The 17,187-nt window shown below is 57.7% G+C and carries 19 protein-coding genes; 13 read left to right on the forward strand and 6 right to left on the reverse strand.

Annotated elements, in window-relative coordinates; genetic code table 11:
- Nucleotides 1–7 precede the first annotated feature (7 nt).
- The 4 genes from NL64_RS23755 to map all read left to right on the forward strand — a co-directional run bounded on the left by NL64_RS23755 (nt 8) and on the right by map (nt 2,198).
- Nucleotides 8–400 (forward strand): GFA family protein, encoded by a 393-nt coding sequence (locus NL64_RS23755; protein WP_034150503.1) that lies wholly within the window; start codon nt 8–10, stop codon nt 398–400.
- A 172-nt stretch (nt 401–572) separates the two neighbouring features.
- The gene (locus tag NL64_RS23760; RefSeq protein ID WP_034150504.1) at nt 573–1,079 is read left to right on the forward strand and encodes a DUF4405 domain-containing protein; all 507 of its coding nucleotides are present in this window, start codon (nt 573–575) and stop codon (nt 1,077–1,079) included.
- 64 nt (nt 1,080–1,143) lie between these two features.
- Complete coding sequence (locus tag NL64_RS23765; protein WP_034150505.1) at nt 1,144–1,410, forward strand: ParD-like family protein; 267 nt, start codon at nt 1,144–1,146, stop codon at nt 1,408–1,410.
- Nucleotides 1,407–2,198, forward strand: coding sequence for a type I methionyl aminopeptidase (gene map / locus NL64_RS23770; RefSeq protein WP_034150506.1), 792 nt, complete (start codon nt 1,407–1,409; stop codon nt 2,196–2,198). The genes NL64_RS23765 and map overlap by 4 nt, the downstream gene beginning before the upstream one ends.
- 73 nt (nt 2,199–2,271) lie before the next feature.
- On the opposite strand, the gene NL64_RS23775 is transcribed toward map, so the two are convergent.
- Entirely contained in the window at nt 2,272–3,507 is a 1,236-nt protein-coding gene (locus tag NL64_RS23775) for an MFS transporter (protein WP_034150507.1), read from the reverse strand.
- Between the two features lie 137 nt (nt 3,508–3,644).
- On the opposite strand from NL64_RS23775, the gene NL64_RS23780 reads away from it, so the two are divergent.
- On the forward strand, nt 3,645–4,103 hold the full coding sequence (locus NL64_RS23780) for a winged helix-turn-helix transcriptional regulator (protein WP_034150508.1): 459 nt from the start codon (nt 3,645–3,647) through the stop codon (nt 4,101–4,103).
- Between the two features lie 21 nt (nt 4,104–4,124).
- Here NL64_RS23780 and NL64_RS23785 read toward each other — a convergent pair whose 3' ends face one another.
- The gene (locus NL64_RS23785; RefSeq protein WP_034150509.1) at nt 4,125–4,418 is read right to left on the reverse strand and encodes a hypothetical protein; all 294 of its coding nucleotides are present in this window, start codon (nt 4,416–4,418) and stop codon (nt 4,125–4,127) included.
- Between the two features lie 166 nt (nt 4,419–4,584).
- Here NL64_RS23785 and NL64_RS23790 point away from each other — a divergent pair, with 166 nt between their 5' ends.
- Nucleotides 4,585–5,358: a ParA family protein gene (locus tag NL64_RS23790; RefSeq protein ID WP_034150510.1), complete on the forward strand. Its 774-nt coding sequence runs from the start codon at nt 4,585–4,587 to the stop codon at nt 5,356–5,358.
- 78 nt (nt 5,359–5,436) lie between these two features.
- Here the strand turns inward: NL64_RS23790 and NL64_RS23795 are convergent, their stop codons facing one another.
- The 3 genes from NL64_RS23795 to NL64_RS23805 all read right to left on the reverse strand — a co-directional run bounded on the left by NL64_RS23795 (nt 5,437) and on the right by NL64_RS23805 (nt 7,131).
- Entirely contained in the window at nt 5,437–5,751 is a 315-nt protein-coding gene (locus NL64_RS23795; protein ID WP_034150511.1) for an antibiotic biosynthesis monooxygenase family protein, read from the reverse strand.
- Nucleotides 5,752–5,792: 41 nt separating this feature from the next.
- Nucleotides 5,793–6,767, reverse strand: coding sequence for a zinc-dependent alcohol dehydrogenase family protein (locus NL64_RS23800; protein WP_034150512.1), 975 nt, complete (start codon nt 6,765–6,767; stop codon nt 5,793–5,795).
- Nucleotides 6,768–6,828: 61 nt separating this feature from the next.
- A complete protein-coding gene (locus tag NL64_RS23805; RefSeq protein ID WP_034150513.1) occupies nt 6,829–7,131 on the reverse strand; it encodes an ArsR/SmtB family transcription factor in 303 nt (100 codons plus the stop codon).
- Nucleotides 7,132–7,453: 322 nt separating this feature from the next.
- Here NL64_RS23805 and solA point away from each other — a divergent pair, with 322 nt between their 5' ends.
- The 7 genes from solA (at nt 7,454) to NL64_RS23840 (ending at nt 15,777) form a co-directional block, all read left to right on the forward strand.
- Nucleotides 7,454–8,632 (forward strand): N-methyl-L-tryptophan oxidase, encoded by a 1,179-nt coding sequence (gene solA / locus NL64_RS23810; protein ID WP_034150514.1) that lies wholly within the window; start codon nt 7,454–7,456, stop codon nt 8,630–8,632.
- Complete coding sequence (locus tag NL64_RS23815) at nt 8,629–9,408, forward strand: MetQ/NlpA family ABC transporter substrate-binding protein (RefSeq protein WP_080758108.1); 780 nt, start codon at nt 8,629–8,631, stop codon at nt 9,406–9,408. Before solA ends, NL64_RS23815 begins: the two co-directional genes overlap by 4 nt.
- Nucleotides 9,409–9,758: 350 nt before the next feature.
- A complete protein-coding gene (locus NL64_RS23820; RefSeq protein WP_034150515.1) occupies nt 9,759–11,009 on the forward strand; it encodes an OprD family outer membrane porin in 1,251 nt (416 codons plus the stop codon).
- Between the two features lie 147 nt (nt 11,010–11,156).
- The gene (locus NL64_RS23825; RefSeq protein ID WP_034150516.1) at nt 11,157–12,518 is read left to right on the forward strand and encodes a spinster family MFS transporter; all 1,362 of its coding nucleotides are present in this window, start codon (nt 11,157–11,159) and stop codon (nt 12,516–12,518) included.
- A gap of 84 nt (nt 12,519–12,602) precedes the next feature.
- The gene (locus NL64_RS23830; RefSeq protein ID WP_034150517.1) at nt 12,603–13,577 is read left to right on the forward strand and encodes an AraC family transcriptional regulator; all 975 of its coding nucleotides are present in this window, start codon (nt 12,603–12,605) and stop codon (nt 13,575–13,577) included.
- Between the two features lie 95 nt (nt 13,578–13,672).
- Entirely contained in the window at nt 13,673–14,779 is a 1,107-nt protein-coding gene (locus NL64_RS23835; RefSeq protein WP_034150518.1) for an NAD/NADP-dependent octopine/nopaline dehydrogenase family protein, read from the forward strand.
- Nucleotides 14,779–15,777 (forward strand): 3-hydroxybutyryl-CoA dehydrogenase, encoded by a 999-nt coding sequence (locus tag NL64_RS23840; RefSeq protein WP_034150519.1) that lies wholly within the window; start codon nt 14,779–14,781, stop codon nt 15,775–15,777. Before NL64_RS23835 ends, NL64_RS23840 begins: the two co-directional genes overlap by 1 nt.
- A 39-nt stretch (nt 15,778–15,816) precedes the next feature.
- Here the strand turns inward: NL64_RS23840 and NL64_RS23845 are convergent, their stop codons facing one another.
- Nucleotides 15,817–17,139, reverse strand: a complete 1,323-nt coding sequence (locus NL64_RS23845; RefSeq protein ID WP_034150520.1) for a DUF1329 domain-containing protein — start codon at nt 17,137–17,139, stop codon at nt 15,817–15,819.
- Nucleotides 17,140–17,187: the final 48 nt, after the last annotated feature.

Here is a 17,187-nt window from a genome sequence, read left to right on the forward strand (position 1 = left end):
ACGCAGCATGGACCGATTCACTGGCGGTTGCCTGTGCGGCAAGGTTCGATTTGAGGCTTCGGGGCAACCCTACCGGGTAGGCGTTTGCCACTGCCTCGACTGCCGCAAACATAATGGTGCGCTGTTCAACGCTTCGGCGATTTTTCCTCAGGACGCGGTCACGATCCATGGCGAAACCCGGGACTACGCGGGGCGGTTTTTCTGTCCGCGCTGCGGTTCGTCTGTGTTTGGCCGCAGCGCCGACGAAATCGAAGTGAACCTGGGATCTCTGGATGCCCCCGACCAGTTTGCCCCCACCTATGAACTCTGGACTGTACGTCGGGAGTCCTGGTTGCCGGCGTTTCCGTTCAAGCATCGCTATGAGCGCGATCGTCACAACACGGAGCGCTTTGAAAAGTAGGGCTTAGTCCCATTAGTTGCCGGGCGCAATGTAACGTCAAACTTTACTCTGGCTTACAAAACCCTTACACAGATCGGCGTTACCATGGCGGTCCCATAACATTCCTTGTTATAGACCCTGCGCGCCTGCTGGCCCGCGGGTGCCAAGACCATAGAGCCATGGAAGTCCTTACTTGAAAAACCTGATCAATCGCTATGCAACTCCGCTAACTACTGGCTTCTTTCTCGTCTCTTTGGTTTCTGGCGTGGCGTTGTTCTTCCATTGGGCGCCGGCGCTGTTTCATGGCATGCATGAATGGCTCAGCATCGTGTTGTTGGTGCCGTTTGCGTTGCACTTGTGGAAGAACTGGGGGCCTTTAATGGGCTATATCAAACGCAAGTCGCTTTACTGGCCGCTGTTGCTGTCGATATTGGTTGCCGTGCCTTTTGTCGTTTCCGGTATGGGTGGCAAGCAGGGTGGTAATCCGGCATTTGCCGCGGTGCAACTGGTGACCAAAGCGCCGTTGACCGACAGCGCAGCCCTGTTCAAGAACACACCCGATGAACTGGTTGCACGACTGCGCCAGCGAGGGCTTACGGTGACATCGCCGAGCGACACCCTCAACCAGATCGCCCAGTCCGCGAAGATGCAGCCTGTGCAGTTGATTGCGGAGTTGTTGAAGGAGCGGCCGTCATTCTGAAATTGCGCTCTCGTACTGGAAGTGATTAATATACGATCCATATGCATTTCATATCGGATTGGCTATGGGCATCGTAAAAATTTCAGAAGACATGCACGAGAACTTGCGCGTCGCCAGCGACGCGCTGAGTCGCTCGATCAACGCGCAGGCCGAGCACTGGATGCGCATCGGCATGCTCGCGGAGTTGCATCCAAACCTCGATCATAGCGACATCAGCCGACTGCTGATTCGTGCCGAACTGGCGGGCGGTCTCGATGTAAAACAGCTCTGCGCGCTCGCGGATGTTTCGCACGGCTCCCAGGTTCATGCAACGTCTGGAGCCAAGCAATGAAGGCGAATATCACCCTCAACACCCCGGCAGACATAGCCAAATCGCGCACGGCCGCCACGCTGGCCGCCGAGGTGCTGGCCATGATCACTCCCCATGTGAAAGCGGGGGTCACCACCAATGAACTCGATCGGATCTGCCACGACTACATCGTCAATGTGCAGAAAGCCATTCCGGGCAATGTCGGCTACCACGGCTTCCCGAAAACCGTGTGCGCATCCGTCAACGAGGTGGTGTGCCATGGCATCCCTTCGAACAGGGTGTTGAAGGATGGCGACATCCTGAACATCGACATCGCGGTCATCAAGGATGGTTGGTTTGGTGACACAAGCCGCATGTACTTCGTTGGCGAACCTGCGCCGGACGCTCGACGCCTGGTCAAGACGACCTATGAAGCCATGTGCGCCGGCATCCGCATGGTCCGCCCGGGCGCGACGCTGGGCGACATTGGCCATGCCATTCAGAAGGTCGCCGAAGATGCTGGATACAGTGTCGTACGCGAGTATTGCGGTCACGGCATCGGCAAGGTGTACCACGATGAGCCTCAGATCCTCCATTACGGCTTTCCAGGCCAGGGACTGAAGCTGAAAGCCGGCATGATTTTCACCATCGAGCCGATGCTTAACCTGGGCAAGCGCCATGTGAAAACCCTGGATGACGGCTGGACCGTGGTGACCAAGGATCAGTCCCTTTCGGCCCAGTGGGAGCATATGGTGGCGGTCACGGAAGATGGCTTTCAGGTACTGACCGCCTGGCCAGACAGCAGCGATGAATATCCCGCTATTGTGTAGTAGCCAATAAGTTTGCTTGCTGGGGTTGTCGGTTATTCAGGCGCTGAAGTGATCGTCAGCTTGTCGGCCTCGGTCACCCAACCGCCACCGGCCTGCATTTGCGATGAATTGTGAGAAACCACAGAACCCAGGCAGTAGCGCTGATCGAAGCGCCCAGCAGGCACACCGCCATCCAGCCCCATAACGCAAAAACCTGGGTCGCGGCGGCGGCTCCCAGCGCGCTACCGACCGAGTAGAAACACATATAAGCACCGACCATGCGACTTTGGGCATCCGGCCGTGCCGAGAAAATCAGGCTCTGGTTGGTAACGTGTACGGCTTGCACCGCGAAGTCGAGCAAGATAACGCCGCAAACCAGCGCTAGCAGGGACGTCTCGGCAAACGTGATGGGCAGCCAGGACAGCGTCAGAATCCCCAGCGAAATACCACTCACTCGTTGCCCCAGGCCTTGGTCGGCCCAGCGTCCAGCGCTTCTGGCAGCCAGGGCACCGGCTACGCCCGCCAGTCCAAACAAGCCGATTGCGGTGTGTGAAAGCGACAGCGGCGGGGCGCTTAACGGCAGGACCATGGATGTCCATAGCACGGAAAAAGCGGCGAAGATCAGCAGGGCCAACAGACCCCTGATTCGTAGAACCGGTTCGCTCACAAACAGCCTGAAGAGCGAACGGATAAGCGCCAGGTAAGAATCCTGATGCCTGGATGGCGCTGCGGCGGGCACCACTTTCCAAAGCACCGTCGCGAGGGTCAGCATCAATCCGGCGGACACAAAATAAACGGCGCGCCAGCCCGCGATGTCCGCAATCAGGCCAGAAGTAAACCGCGCAAGAAGAATGCCCAGGACAATTCCACTGGTTACCGTCCCGACTGCATGCCCACGCTGTGAAGGTGTCGCCAGCGCGGCGGCGTATGCCACAAGGACTTGAACGACCACTGCCAGCAAACCCATTACGATCATGGCTCCCAACAGGGCCAGCCACTGTTGTGCTGCACCAACAGCCGCCAGCGCAATGGCGGACAGCAGCACTTGAGTCAGAATCAGGCGCTTACGGTTGACCAGATCGCCCAGTGGGACGATGAACAGCAATCCCAGCGCGTAACCCACCTGAGTGGCCGTGACCACAATCCCGATCATCGATGACGCCACATTCAGGCTCTGAGCCATTGAATCGAGTAACGGTTGTGCGAAGTAAACGTTGCCTACTGCAAGCGCGCAGGTGACAGAAAACAGGAAAGCGAGCGACGGAGAAAGGCCGGGGGATCGTTCAGACTTGGCGAATCCCTGGGTGACCGAGTCGGTATCTGCTGTCATGTACGCCTCCATGGCGCTAAACTGGTTTCAATTGAAAACTAGTTTCGATTGTTGCTGATTCAGGTTTCAAATTGCAACCACATTCCGTCAGTCTGCCAAACAGCCTCGGCGAATCCACCTTTCGGAAGGTCAGAAAAATGCTCGAAGACGCTCCACCGCAAAACAGCGAATGCCCGGTTGCCAGAACACTGGAGGCAATCGGCGATCGATGGTCGCTGATGATCATTCGCGATGCGTTCGACGGCATTCGCCGATTCAGCGAATTTCAAAAGAGCCTGGGCGTGGCCAAGAATATTCTGGCATCGCGACTGAAAACGCTGGTTGAAATCGGGATATTCGATGTTCGACCGGCGTCAGATGGCAGTGCTTACAAGGAGTACGCGCTTACGGAAAAAGGCCGGGAGATTTTTCCGGTTGTGGTTAGCCTGAGGCAGTGGGGGGAGCGGTTCCTGTTCAAGCCGCAAGAGCCCCGTTCCGTGCTGTTGGATAACGAGTTCGGTCAGCCTCTGATGCCGCTTGATGTGCGCTCATCAAGCGGTCAGAAACTTCAACCATCTGACTGTCACAGAGTGAGACTTGCTGTCGGTGAGTCGTGAACCGAAAGCTGTGCCGTATCTCTATTTTGGGACCGGCGCAGCTAAGCGATTCCCGTTCCGGGCGTGCGCTACCTTCGCTCGAATACCATCAAAGTATTGGGACTTCAGCTGCGTCGTTAATGGCCCGAGGATGGGGTTTGCCTTGAACGGCGCCAGCAGATGCTCTATCACCCGATCCACCTTGGCGTAGGCAGCGCAAACGCTTGACGGGACCAGCGGATCAAACTGAATCCCTTCCATCTCGATATCGAGCCTTTTCAACACGGGTTCGGCGTCCAGGATCTGGTGGCGTATTTCATCCGGCGAGCAGCGCATCGTTGACTTCCTTGTTTGCGGTACACACCTCTGGCTCACGGCTGATCGAGTCAAGCAGTCGGAGGTGTGTGCTGTCTTAAAAATGAAACAAAATTGTCGCGCAGAAATATTACTGAAATGTTTCATTCCTATGATCGAGGGAGGTTTTTTTCAGGTGACCTCTCTCATGCGTCGAGTCGTGTTCAATCAAAAAGGTGGCGTTGGCAAATCGAGCATCGCCTGCAATCTGGCTGCTGTCAGTGCTGCCGAAGGCTACAGGACGCTTTTGGTGGATCTCGATCCTCAGGCGAATTCGACTCATTACCTGACCGGGCTGACAGGCGATGACATCCCCATGGGGATCGCCGATTTCTTCAAGCAAACCTTATCCAGCGGACCGGCCAGTAAAAAGAATCGAGTGGCCATTACCGATACCCGCTATGCCAATCTGCATCTGGTCACGGCCAGCCACGAGCTTGCCGACCTACAGTCAAAGCTTGAGTCGAAATTCAAGATCAATAAGCTGCGGCGCTTGTTGGTAGAGCTTTCCGAAGATTACGAACGCATTTATATCGATACGCCGCCGTCCCTGAATTTTTATACGTTCAGTGCGCTGATCGCCGCCGACCGCGTGTTGATTCCTTTCGATTGCGACAGTTTTTCTCGTCATGCGCTCTACAACGTCATCGCCCAAGTGGCCGAGTTGCAGGCTGACCATAACGAGTCGTTGATCGTGGAGGGCGTAGTGGTCAACCAGTTTGTGGCGCGTGCCAGCCTGCATCAGATGCTGATCGACGAGTTGGTGGCCGAAGGCCTGCCAGTGTTACCGGATTATTTGAGCAGCACGGTCAAAATGCGTGAGTCCCATGAAGCGTCGGTGCCAATGATCCATTTGGCACCACGGCATAAGCTTTCTTTGGAGTACGTCAGCCTGTTTTCGGCGTTGGAGCGGGCCAGTTGAACGTAACCGACAATGGCTAAATGGTTTAGAGCCACATACCTCTTGAGGCTCTGGCATTACCCCTGTTAACGGTGCTGTTCAAATCATCAGATCGCCCGCAGAAAAAGCGGCCCCTTCGATATGGTAGACCCTCGGTTCTTCCGAAAAATATTCCTCCAGGCCCATCATGAACATCCGATGGTCTTCACTTTCTTCGAAGCCCGGCGTGTGATCCGCAAGTGAAGCCCAGCGCACGATCAGGTTGAATTGCTCGGGGGTTTCAGTCCCTTGCGCGAGCATGTGGCCACCGTAACCCTTTGCCCGGGTAAGCAAAGGGGCGACTTCGGCAAATGCAAGCCTGAACGTTTCAATGCGTTCTTTGTGAACGGGGAGCAGAGCGATCTCATAAATCATGGCGTTTCTCCGATATGACTTAAACGGTTAAAAGTACGCACTTACGAGATGAGCGATGGCTCGACCGCAATCGCAATTTTTCCTTGAAGGCCGTTGTTGGGACTCTCCAACCGGGCATGGGCGAGCGCAATGTCGGCAAGCGAATAGACTGCGCCAACGTGTGGGCGCAGCTGGCCGCGCTCTACCAACGCCCTCAATTCATCAAGCTTGCCGCGGTTCTGCCTTGTGAAAACGAAGTGATAACTCGCGTTCTTGCCCCAGGCCTGAACCACGTTTTGCGGCTGTGCAATGTCCACAATCGTGACCACCCGGCCAAGTTGTGCGAGCACGTCGGGGCTGCGCGACAGTGTGTTGCCGCCGATGGTGTCGAACACGACATCGACTCCGCGACCATCCGTTTCCCGGATGATGGCGTCGACGTAATCCTCCTTTTCGTAGTCGATGACCACGTCGGCACCTAAACTTCGTACGAACTCGGAGTTTGCCTCGCGCACGGTCGTGAACACCTTTGCACCCATGGCTTTTGCCAGCTGGATCGCCACATGGCCAACCCCTCCAGCACCGCCATGCACAAGAATGCTTTCCCCGACTCTGAGCGCTGCACGCACGACCAGTGCTTCCCACGCCGTCCCGCCAACCAGGGTCAGACTTGCCGCCTCCAGATGGCTCAGGGATGGCGGCTTCTTCCCGATAATGCTTTCGGCCGCAACGTGGTACTCGGCATAACTGCCTGGCCCGTCAAATATTTGCGGGGTGTACCAGACTTCGTCTCCCGGAGCGAAGGTCGTCACACCCGGCCCGACTTCTTCGACAACGCCCGATACGTCGTGTCCGGTGATGGCCGGCAGTTGCACCAGGTCGGGATAATCGCCACGTCGAACCTGATAATCCAAGGGGTTGATGGAGGTTGCGTGGACTCGCACCAGGACTTGTCCCGCACGCGGCACGGGCTTGGGCACGTCGCGCAATTCGAACGAGTCAGGGCCGCCAAATGCTTTAAGTGTCATCGCTTTCATTGTGAAACCTCATATCGACAAAAAGGGATATCGAGATATCTCGATATTGTGCGGTAAAAAATTACAGCTCTTTCCCTATGAGCTCAGCAAGAACACTGATGGTTGCTTCATTGCGTTTGTAGTAGGTCCACTGACCGATGCGCCTGACTTCGACCAAGCCCACTCGTTGCAGGGTTGCAAGATAACCAGACACCGTTGACTGCGACAGCCCGATGCCTTCTTGAATACTGCTGACGCAGACCCCCACCGTGAGAACGTCCCCTTCGTCCTGCGCAGGGAAGTTCTTTACGGGGTCCTTCAAGCCTTTCAGGATTTCAAGGCGTGTAGGGTTTGAGAGGGCTTTGAATATTTCGAGTAATTCCATGAGCTGAGGATATCGAGATTTATCGATATGTCAATGCGAGTTCCGATAGAGGGCGAAGTACGCAGGATGGTGATTTTTCCCCGGGGAAGTGGCGATAGTTTGAAGGTGGCGGTCTTGCCTGTGTCATATCTGACAGTTTGAAAATTAACGCGTCGTGATTGGAGGCGCAGACAATCAGAGTTGAATATTCGCCTATCCACCAATACATCGCCGCAGCAGAGCGCTCGGTAATACGCGGTGGGGAATATGTATATGCTCTTTTAGTCGTTGATTCTTGGTCGCTTTCAAATTCAACTAGCGTCTTTTTGACAGGTGAGCGTTGATGTCCGAGCGGTGTGATGTGGTGGTGCTGGGCTTGGGTGCCATGGGGGCCGCCACGGTTTATCAGTTGGCGAAGTCGGGGGTGAATGTCGTGGGTATTGACCGCCATCATCCACCTCACAACCAGGGTTCCAGCCACGGCGATACGCGCATTACTCGGCTGTCGGTCGGTGAGGGCGCGCAATACGTTCCCATCGTGCGCAACTCCCACCGTATCTGGCGCGAGCTTGAGAAACTGTCGGGGGAGTCGCTGTTCGAACAGTCCGGCCTGCTGGTTTTGACGTCGAGTCCCGAGTTTGACCCCAACGACAAAACCGACTTCACCTTGCGCACCATCGGCCTGGCGCAGACCTACGGCATCGAGCACGAAGTCTTGTCCGCCGAGCAGATTCGCCAGCGCTTCCCCCAATTTGCCAACGTGCACGACACGGCCATCGGCTATTTCGAGCCGGGTGGAGGTTTTGTACGCCCAGAACGTTGCATCGATGTGCAACTCAAGCTGGCCCAACAACACGGCGCAATTCTTTACAAAGGCGAGACCGTCACCGCGATCAGCTCGAACGAGCAGGGTGTCGAAGTCACCACGAACTTGCGCACGCTGTTTGCCAAAAAGCTGGTGATCAGCGCCGGCAACTGGAGCAGCGAATTGCTCGGCAAGCCGTTTGACACCTTGCTCAGTGTCTACCGGCAGAAGCTGTTCTGGTTCGAGCTGGAGGAGGGCGCCGGGCTGGTTGGGCACTCACCGACATTTATCCTCACCCACGGTCGTGGTGACGACAAAATCAACTACGGCTTTCCCGCATTACACGGCGAGGGCAGCCTGAAAATCGCCACCGCGCAATACAACACTGCTTCATTACCGCAAACAATGGATCGCACAGTTTCGGCGGCCGAAGAGCAGGACATGTATGAGCACCAGGTCCATGGCCGTATCGCCGGGGTTACCTCGAAGGTGGTCAAGTCGGTGGTCTGCGCCTACACCGTGACGCCGGATCGCCATTTCATCATCGACGAACATCCGTCGTTGCAGCACACCCTGGTGGTGTCAGCCTGTTCCGGTCACGGCTTCAAGCATTCCGCCGCACTGGGCGAGGCGTTTGCACAGTGGTGCATGCGCGGCTCGACCGACCTGGATCTTTCCTCTTTCTCCCTGAAACGCTTCGAAGGAAAACTATCGTGAAACGCGTCGCGCTCTCCGTTGCCCTGCTGGTCGCCGCCATGGGCTCTGCCTATGCCGAAACCCTGAAAATCGCGGTGGTGCCTGTGCCCCATGCCGAGATCCTGGAATTCCTCAAGCCTGAGCTGGCCAAGGAAGGGGTGACGCTGGATGTCAAAGTCTTCTCTGACTACATCCAGCCAGACCGGCAGACGGACGAAGGCTTGCTGGACGCCAACTACTTCCAGAGCAAACCCTATTACGAGGCGTACAAAAAAGACCGCCCAAGCAGCGATCAGGTGCCCATCGTCGCCGTGCACATCGAACCTTTCGGTGCCTATTCGAAGAAGATCAAGTCCATCAGTGAACTCAAGGACGGCGCCACCATCGCCATCCCCAACGACCCGACCAACTCCGGTCGTGCGTTGCTGCTGATCGCCAAACAAGGCCTGATCACGCTCAAGGATCCCGACAACATCATGGCGACGCGCCTGGACATCGTCAGCAACCCCAAGCATCTGAAATTCCAGGAACTGGAAGCGGCGATGCTGCCGCGCGTGCTTAACCAGGTTGACCTCGCATTGATCAATGCCAACTACGCACTGGAAGCAAAACTGGAGCCTCACAAGGATGCTCTGTTTATCGAAAGCTCGGAGTCGCCGTACGCCAATTACCTGTACGTACGTCGCGACAAGGCAAACGCCCCTGCCGTACTGAAACTCGGCGCGTTGCTCAATTCGCCTGAAGTGAAGAAATTCATCCTTGAGCGTTATCACGGCGATGTCGTGCCTGCGTTCTGACGCGCAAGCATATATCTCGTGTAGCTACACCTCTCCTACTAAAACAGCGACCGAAAACGGTCGCTGTTTCGTTTCGGCTTGATTGCCTTCGGCCGGGGCACTTGTCTGCTGCCGCGCCGAACAGCGAACTCGCAATTCCTCTGCGAGCGCATCACGTTCCACCTTCGGGTCGACTAAGGGAAACCTTTAGCCGGGTTGAAGATTTCCCCCTCTCTGATGCTGTTCATCTCGATACCGGCGCGACGTTCACTCGCATACCTTGCGTAGACAAGAGGCGTGTCGTCGTAGCGGACTGTTCCATTGAGCTCGCGTGGCGTTTTACCCCATAACAATAAGAGTGGAGATGTTGGATGCTTCAGGTAAAGCAATCTTGCCGTGGGCTCGGTATTGCCAGCGCATTGGGAATGATCTGTTCGCCATTGGCAGCCTATGCCGATGTTATTGATGACAGTCACTTCAAGGTCGATACGCGTAACTTCTATTTGCACCGTAACTACACCAATACCAATGCGCCGGTTTCTGAAGTGCACAGTTGGTCTCAGGGTTTCGATGCGCAGTTTACCTCCGGGTACACCGATACCGCCCTGGCCATCGGCCTTGATGTGGATGCGCAATACGCCGTGCGCCTGGACTCGTCGGGCAACGACGGTTCGCTGCCGTACAGCGTCAGCGATCAACAGACCGCCGATGACTACAGTCGCGCCGGTGCAACCTTCAAGATGCGTTACAGCAAGACCGAGTTGAAAGTCGGCGATCTGCGCCCGCAATTGCCGGTGGCGTTCGATGACCCCAGTCGCCAACTGGACACCATCTACCAAGGCGCCGTGGTTGAGTCCAAGGAAGTCGATGGGTTGACGCTGACCGGTGGCCGTTTCTGGTCTGCCGTGACACGAGAGTCTTCCAACCACGAGAAACTGTATAAGTTTGGCTCCACCGATAATATCGACAGCGATGGCCTGGACTTTGGTGGCGTGACTTACGACATCAGCAAAAACCTGCAAGCCAGCTATTTCTATGGCGTGTTGCACGATATTTATCAGCAGCACTATTTCGGCCTGATGCACATGGCTGACCTGGGCAATGGCTACAAACTTAAAACCGACTTGCGCTACTTCAATAACAATGAAGACGGCGAAGCGTTAAACGGTGAGATCGACAACCGCTCCTACGGTGCCTTGTTCAGTTTGTTCAAGGGCGCGCACATGTTTGGCATCAGTTACCAGCGCATGCTCGGTGACAGCGTGTTCCCGACCATGAACGGCTACATTCCGCAACCTTACCTGGTGCACTGGTCATCCCTGGGGTTTGTCCGCCCGGATGAAAAGTCCTGGTCGGCGCGCTATGGCTATGACTTTGCCGGGATGGGCATGCCGGGGCTGAAGTTCTACACCCGCTACACCAAGGGCACCAACTGGGACCGTGGCGGCAACCTGAGCGACAACGAAGAAAGCGAACGTTATCTGGGGCTCAACTACGTGGTCCAGAGTGGACCGCTGCAAGGCCTCGGGCTGGACCTGCGCAACATCGATGTGAAACAGAAGTTTGGCTACGACTACAACGAATTCCGTGTCGCCACGACGTACACCTGGAAATTCTGGTAAGCGTGCTTACACCATAACAATAAGAGGCCTGACCATGTTCCAACCCATTCTCCTTTACATCTGCCCCGCAACTTTCCAGTCGGTGTCCCGTGCACCGTTACCCGGCGCGCTGCGCGCATGAGCGGATTCCAAGAGGAGCAAATACGAGTGAATATCCAGGTCGATAACGCGGTCCTGCAACAGCAGAAAAAGAAAACCTACATTTACGAGTGGTACGTGGTCGGCTTGTGCATGGTCGCCTACATCTTCTCATTTGTGGATCGGCAGATCCTCGCGCTGATGATCGAGCCGATCAAAGCCGACCTGCAGATCAGCGACACCCAGTTCAGTTTGTTGCACGGGCTGGCGTTTTCGTTGTTCTACGCCTTCATGGGCATGCCCATCGCCTATCTGGCTGATCGCTTCTCGCGACCGAAGATCATCGCCGTAGGGGTGGTGTTCTGGAGCCTGGCGACGGCAGCCTGCGGCCTGAGCAAGAACTTCCTGCACATGTTCCTCGCGCGCATTGGCGTCGGTGTCGGCGAAGCGGCCCTGTCGCCCTCGGCCTACTCGATGTTCAGCGATATGTTCCCCAAGGAGAAACTTGGCCGCGCCGTGGGCATCTACTCGATCGGCTCGTTCGTAGGTGGTGGCCTGGCCTTCCTGGTGGGCGGTTACGTGATCGCCATGCTCAAGGACATGCACACCATTGAGGTCGCCTTTCTCGGCGCAATGAAAGCCTGGCAACTGGCGTTTTTCATAGTCGGCCTGCCCGGCATCGTGGTCGGTCTGCTGATCTGGCTCACCGTGCGTGACCCGGCGCGCAAAGGCTTGCAGGTTGACGCGCAGGGCCGGGCGAAGAAGGTCGCGCTGAGCGATGGCTTGCGTTTCCTCGGCCGTCACCGTGCCACTTTCGCCTGCCACTACCTGGGCTTTTCGTTCTACGCCATGGTGCTTTTCTGCATGATGAGCTGGAGTCCGGCGCTGTACATCCGCAAGTTCGGCCTGTCGCCGATGGAGGCGGGTTACATGCTCGGCACCGTGCTGTTGCTGGCCAACACCGCCGGGGTGCTGTTCGGTGGATGGCTCACCGATTATCTGGCCAAGAAAGGTCATCAGGATGCCGCGATGCGCACCGGCGTGATCGGCGCCCTTGGCATGGCAATACCGGCCGTGATGTTCCCTCAAGTCGATCAACTGTGGTTGTCGGTGACGTTGTTGGTGCCGGCGATGTTCTTCGCCTCGTTCCCGATGCCAGCGTCCACGGCGGCGATGCAGATTCTCGCGCCGAATCAGGTGCGTGCGCAGGTTTCGGCCGTGTTCTTGTTGATCAGCAATCTGCTGGGGTTGGGCCTGGGCACCACGCTGGTGGCGCTGTTGACCGACCGCTACTTCGGTTCGCCGGCAGCTGTGGGTTCGTCGATGTCGCTGGTGATCGTGGGTGCGTCGGTGTTGACGGTGCTTCTGCTGTGGCGTGGGTGCCGTCGTTTCCGCGAAAGCTATGCCCGTGAGTATCCGACCCAGGTGTGACATAAACAGTCCTCTGTCGGTATTTCGGCCTCGCTCCGTTTGCACGCAGCGGGGCCGTTGCGCTTCAGGTCAGGAGAGCCTCTGATGTTGAATGATGTACACCTGCTGGAACGGCATAGCTTGTTCAGCTCGGCCGATTACCGCGAGATCAAGGACAAGGTCAGCCATTACCTGTGCCCGCACAGTTTCAACGTCCTGCGTGACGAGCCGATTTACACCCGTCTCAACGGCGTATTCTTCGGCGATTCGGCGCTGCTCGACTTGCGTTATGGCGCGCCGGTGGAGATCAACATCGGCGACATTGCCGATCAATACCTGTTCCGCATCACCTTGCAGGGACACTGCGAGGTGGCCCATGGACGGCGCAGCGCGGCGATGCAGTCGGGCTACCTGAGCGTTTCCTCGCCATTCGCGACTAGCCGCATCGTCACCGATGGCGAGTGCCGCAACCTGATCCTGCGTATCGACCGCGATGCCCTGGAGACGCAACTGCAACGCTTGCTCGGCCGCAGCCTGCGGCAGTCGGTGATCTTCGATGTCACCGTCGATCACTTGGGCGCCGGCGTCGTCAGCCTCTATCACACCCTGGATTACATCTGCCGGCTTTACGGCGATGGCGTGGACGGTTCGCGCATCGCCAGCGGCTTGTCCGAATACCTGATGCAGCTGCTGCTCACCCAGTTGCCGCACAATTACTCGGCGGATCTTTTGATCGACGCGCGCGCGCCGCTGCCGCACCACGTGAAAAAGGCCCGTGACTACATCGAGGAGCATCTCGACGAGACGATCAGCCTGGCGACCCTGAGTGAATTGTCTGGCGTTTCGGTGCGCACCTTGCAGAACGGCTTCAAGCAGTTTCTCCAGCAAGCGCCGGTCGAGTACATCCGTGACCGCCGCCTGGCGATGATCCACGAGTCGCTGAAGCAGGGCAAGGAGGGTGAAACTGTCACCGATATCCTGTTGCGTCATGGCATCAACAGCTTCGGGCATTTTTCCAGCGCCTATCGGCAGCGTTATGGCTGCTTGCCGTCGGACACGCTGCGCCGACAGAAGCATTGAGGCTGCTGCGCAATCCGTCAGTCGGCTGCGCAATCGGGTAAGTCGGCGGCGGTGCAGCTCGATAGCATCGAGTCACTGACAAGAGGAGTGACTCGATGAATATAACCGTGCTGGGTGGTGGACACGGCTGTTATGCCGCGGCTGTCGAAATGGCTGAAAAGGGGCATCAAACTCGCCTGTGGCGTCGCGACTGCGCCGCGCTCAAAGAACTGCTTGCCATCGGCAGCCTGACCATCAAGGACTACCAAGGCACTCGCCAGTTGTCGGTCGGAAAGCAGGGCGACAAGCTATCGCTGACCGACGACCTGGCCGAAGCCCTGGGCGACGCGCAACTGGTCATCATCCCGCTGCCGTCCACTTCCCATGAAGACCTGGCCAAACACGTGGCGCCGCACCTGCGTGACGGTCAGGTGGTGTTCCTGCCACCGGGCACGTTCGGCAGCTACGTGTTCGCCAAAGCCATGGCCGACGCAGGCAACCAGAGCAAAGTCGCCTTTGCTGAAACCGGTACGCTGCCGTACCTGGTGCGCAAGCATGGCGCCAGCGATTTGGTGATCAGTTGCTACGCCACGCGCCTGCCGACCGGCGTGTTTCCGAGCAACTTGTCCGAGCACGCTTTCTCGGTGTTGCGCGAAGCCTATCCGAGCGTCGAACCGATTGAAGACGCCCTGAGCGGTGCGCTGATGAACGCAGGTCCCATCATCCATCCGCCGCTGATCATGATGAACGCCGGTCCCCTGGAGCATTTCGAGGCCTGGGACATTCACAACGAAGGCACCCAGCCGTCGATCCGCCGCGTCACCAACCAGTTGGATGCCGAGCGCATGACCGTGCGAGAAACACTGACCTATGGCGCACCGCATTTCCCCCTGGCCGACCACTACAACAGCAGCGAAGGCGAGGAGTGGATGTACGGTCGCGGTGCCCATGGCAAGCTCACCGACAGCGGCGACTGGCGCGAAGACATCGACCTGCAAAAGCATCGCTACATGCTCGAAGACACACGCCTGGGCTTGTCCTTCCTGGTGTCCGTCGGCCGTTGGGCCGGTGTGTCGACCCCGGTTGCCCAGGGCCTGCTGAGCATTGCCTCGGTCGTCGCCGGGCGTGATCTCTACGCCGAGGGCCGTACCCTGGAAAATCTCGGCCTGGCCAAGTTGAGTCGAGCACAGATGACCGAACTACTGACCAAGGGTTGCAACTGATGAGCGCCGCGCTGCCGCAAGTCAGCGTGGTCGGCGCCGGCCGGATGGGCGAGGGCATTGCCCTGGCATTCATTCACGCAGGCCTGCCGGTCACCCTCATCGATATCAAGGATCGCGCCGAGGAGGAGCGGCACAGCTACTTCGAGCGTGTGCGCAACAACATCCGCGGCGAGCTACAGATGTTGGTACGCCTCGGCATGCTTGAGCCGGAACAGGCGGACATCGCACTATCCCGGTTGGCACTGCATTCCCGGTCCCAGGCGGCGGAGGCATTGCGTCTGAGCGACCTCGTGTTCGAAGCCGTGCCGGAAGTCATCGCGGTCAAGCAGGAGACCTTTGCCTGGGTCAGCGAGCAGGTCCCCGCGTCGACCATCATCGCGTCGACCACTTCGACCTTTTTGGTCACCGAGCTGAGCGAAATGGTCAGCGAGCCGCAACGTTTCGTAAACGCGCATTGGCTGAATCCGGCGCACCTGATGCCGTTGGTGGAAGTCAGCCGCAGCGAATCGACCTGCCCGCAGGTGGTCGAGCGCTTGCTGCAACTGCTAAAACGAATTGGCAAAGTGCCGGTGGTTTGCAATCCGGTGGCTGGCTATATCGTGCCGCGCATCCAGGCACTGGCGATGAACGAAGCCGCACGGATGGTGGAAGAGGGCGTGGCCAGCGCTGAAGACATCGACACGGCGGTGCGCGTCGGTTTTGGTTTGCGCTTCTCGGTGCTGGGGCTGCTTGAGTTTATCGACTGGGGTGGAGGCGACATTCTCTACTATGCCTCGCGTTACCTGAGTGTCGCGCTGTCGCCGCGTTTCGAGTCGCCGCAGGTGATTGCCGACAACATGCAAAACGCTCGCAATGGCTTGCGCGATGGTCAGGGTTTCTACGATTACCGAGACCTGGACGTGGACGCCTACAAGCAGCAACGTATCGGCGCTTTTGTCCGCAAGCTGGAATTGTCGGGGTTGACGCCAGCGTTCGATGGCGCCTTGCGGCAGGACTGAGCATCAGGGCCCGGATGTCGGGCCCTGATGCATCTCAAACTAGCGAATACCGGTGCCCGCCATGGACTCCGGCACCCACTGCGCCGTCGATAGCGGCTCGATATAGCGGATGCCGCCATGGGGGCCGACCACACCATTGATGTTGTAGGTACGTTTCGACAGGTCGTAAGTCATGAACGGTGTGGCGTCCGGGACTTGCTGGTCATAGCTCTGGCTGAAGAAAGCGAAGGAACCACGATACAGCTGGCCACGGGTGTCGTACTGATCGGACGCCACTGCGGCCCAGGTATCTTCATCGAGGTAAAAGCGGCGCTTCTGGTAGATGTGCTTTGCACCGGGTTTGAGGTTGCCTTCGACGACGTAGACCCGGTGTTTTTCCCAGCGTACGAAATCCGGGGAAATGAAATCAGGAGTGGTCAGAGATTTTGCTTCGCGGGCGTAGGTGAGCTTGTAGGTGTTGTAGGGAACGATCATTTCCTGCTTGCCGACCAACGTCCAGTCATACAGCTCCAGTGCTCGGGCGGTGCCGGGGTTGGGGGTGTCGTAGGCCAGGATCGAAATCTGTTTGACGCGGCGCTGGGCCGGCATGTACTGCCAGGCACGGCCAGGAAACTCCGTGGCATTGGTGGCGTTCTTGAGCATGATCGACTCGCCGGCTCGGCGCGCGGGTCCGGTATAGGACAGCTTCAACTGATAATAAATGTCCGAGCTGTTGAACGGCTTCGACATGTTCTCGTAGATCGGGAACGAGATGAATGCCTCGCCGGTGACCGCCAGGCTCGGTACGCCCGCCGTGTCGACGCTCCAGGAATCGTACTTGGAATGGATGTTGACGCCCTGGTAGCGCAGCAGGAAGTTCCACATCGCCTCGGCACCTGACTGCGGGATCGGGAATGGCACCCCTGGCATCACGTTGTCGATGGCGATCCCGCCATTGATGGCCCTGGCGTTGGTGGCATTCTTGCGGCTGTTGTCCAGTACCGCCTGTGGCAGAGATGCTGTGCGGTGGGTCGGATACACGTCGACGCGAAAACCGGGGTAACGCCGGGCCAACGCTACGGTGGTAGCGCTCAACATGTTTTTGTACGCATCGACGTTCTTGCCAGTGATCGACAGCAACGGCTTTTCGTGCGCAAAGGGGTCGGGGCGCATGCTGTCGCCGGTCTTGAAACTGGAGGGGGCAGTAGTCAGGCCACCGCTATAGGGTGGAATGGAGCCATCGGCATTACCGGCCTTCTCTGCACCCACCCCCGTCAGGACGGTGCTCAGCCGGGCGGCTTCCTGACTCGATACATAGGCTTGCGCATCGATGGCCAGCGCCATGAGGGGGATGGCGGCCAGCAAACTTTTCACGGATTTCATATTGTTATTCTCCTGCCTGGCGTACCAGGCAACTCTTGACTAAGGGGC

Source organism: Pseudomonas fluorescens (assembly GCF_000802965.1).
Taxonomy (GTDB): Bacteria; Pseudomonadota; Gammaproteobacteria; order Pseudomonadales; family Pseudomonadaceae; genus Aquipseudomonas; species Aquipseudomonas fluorescens_A.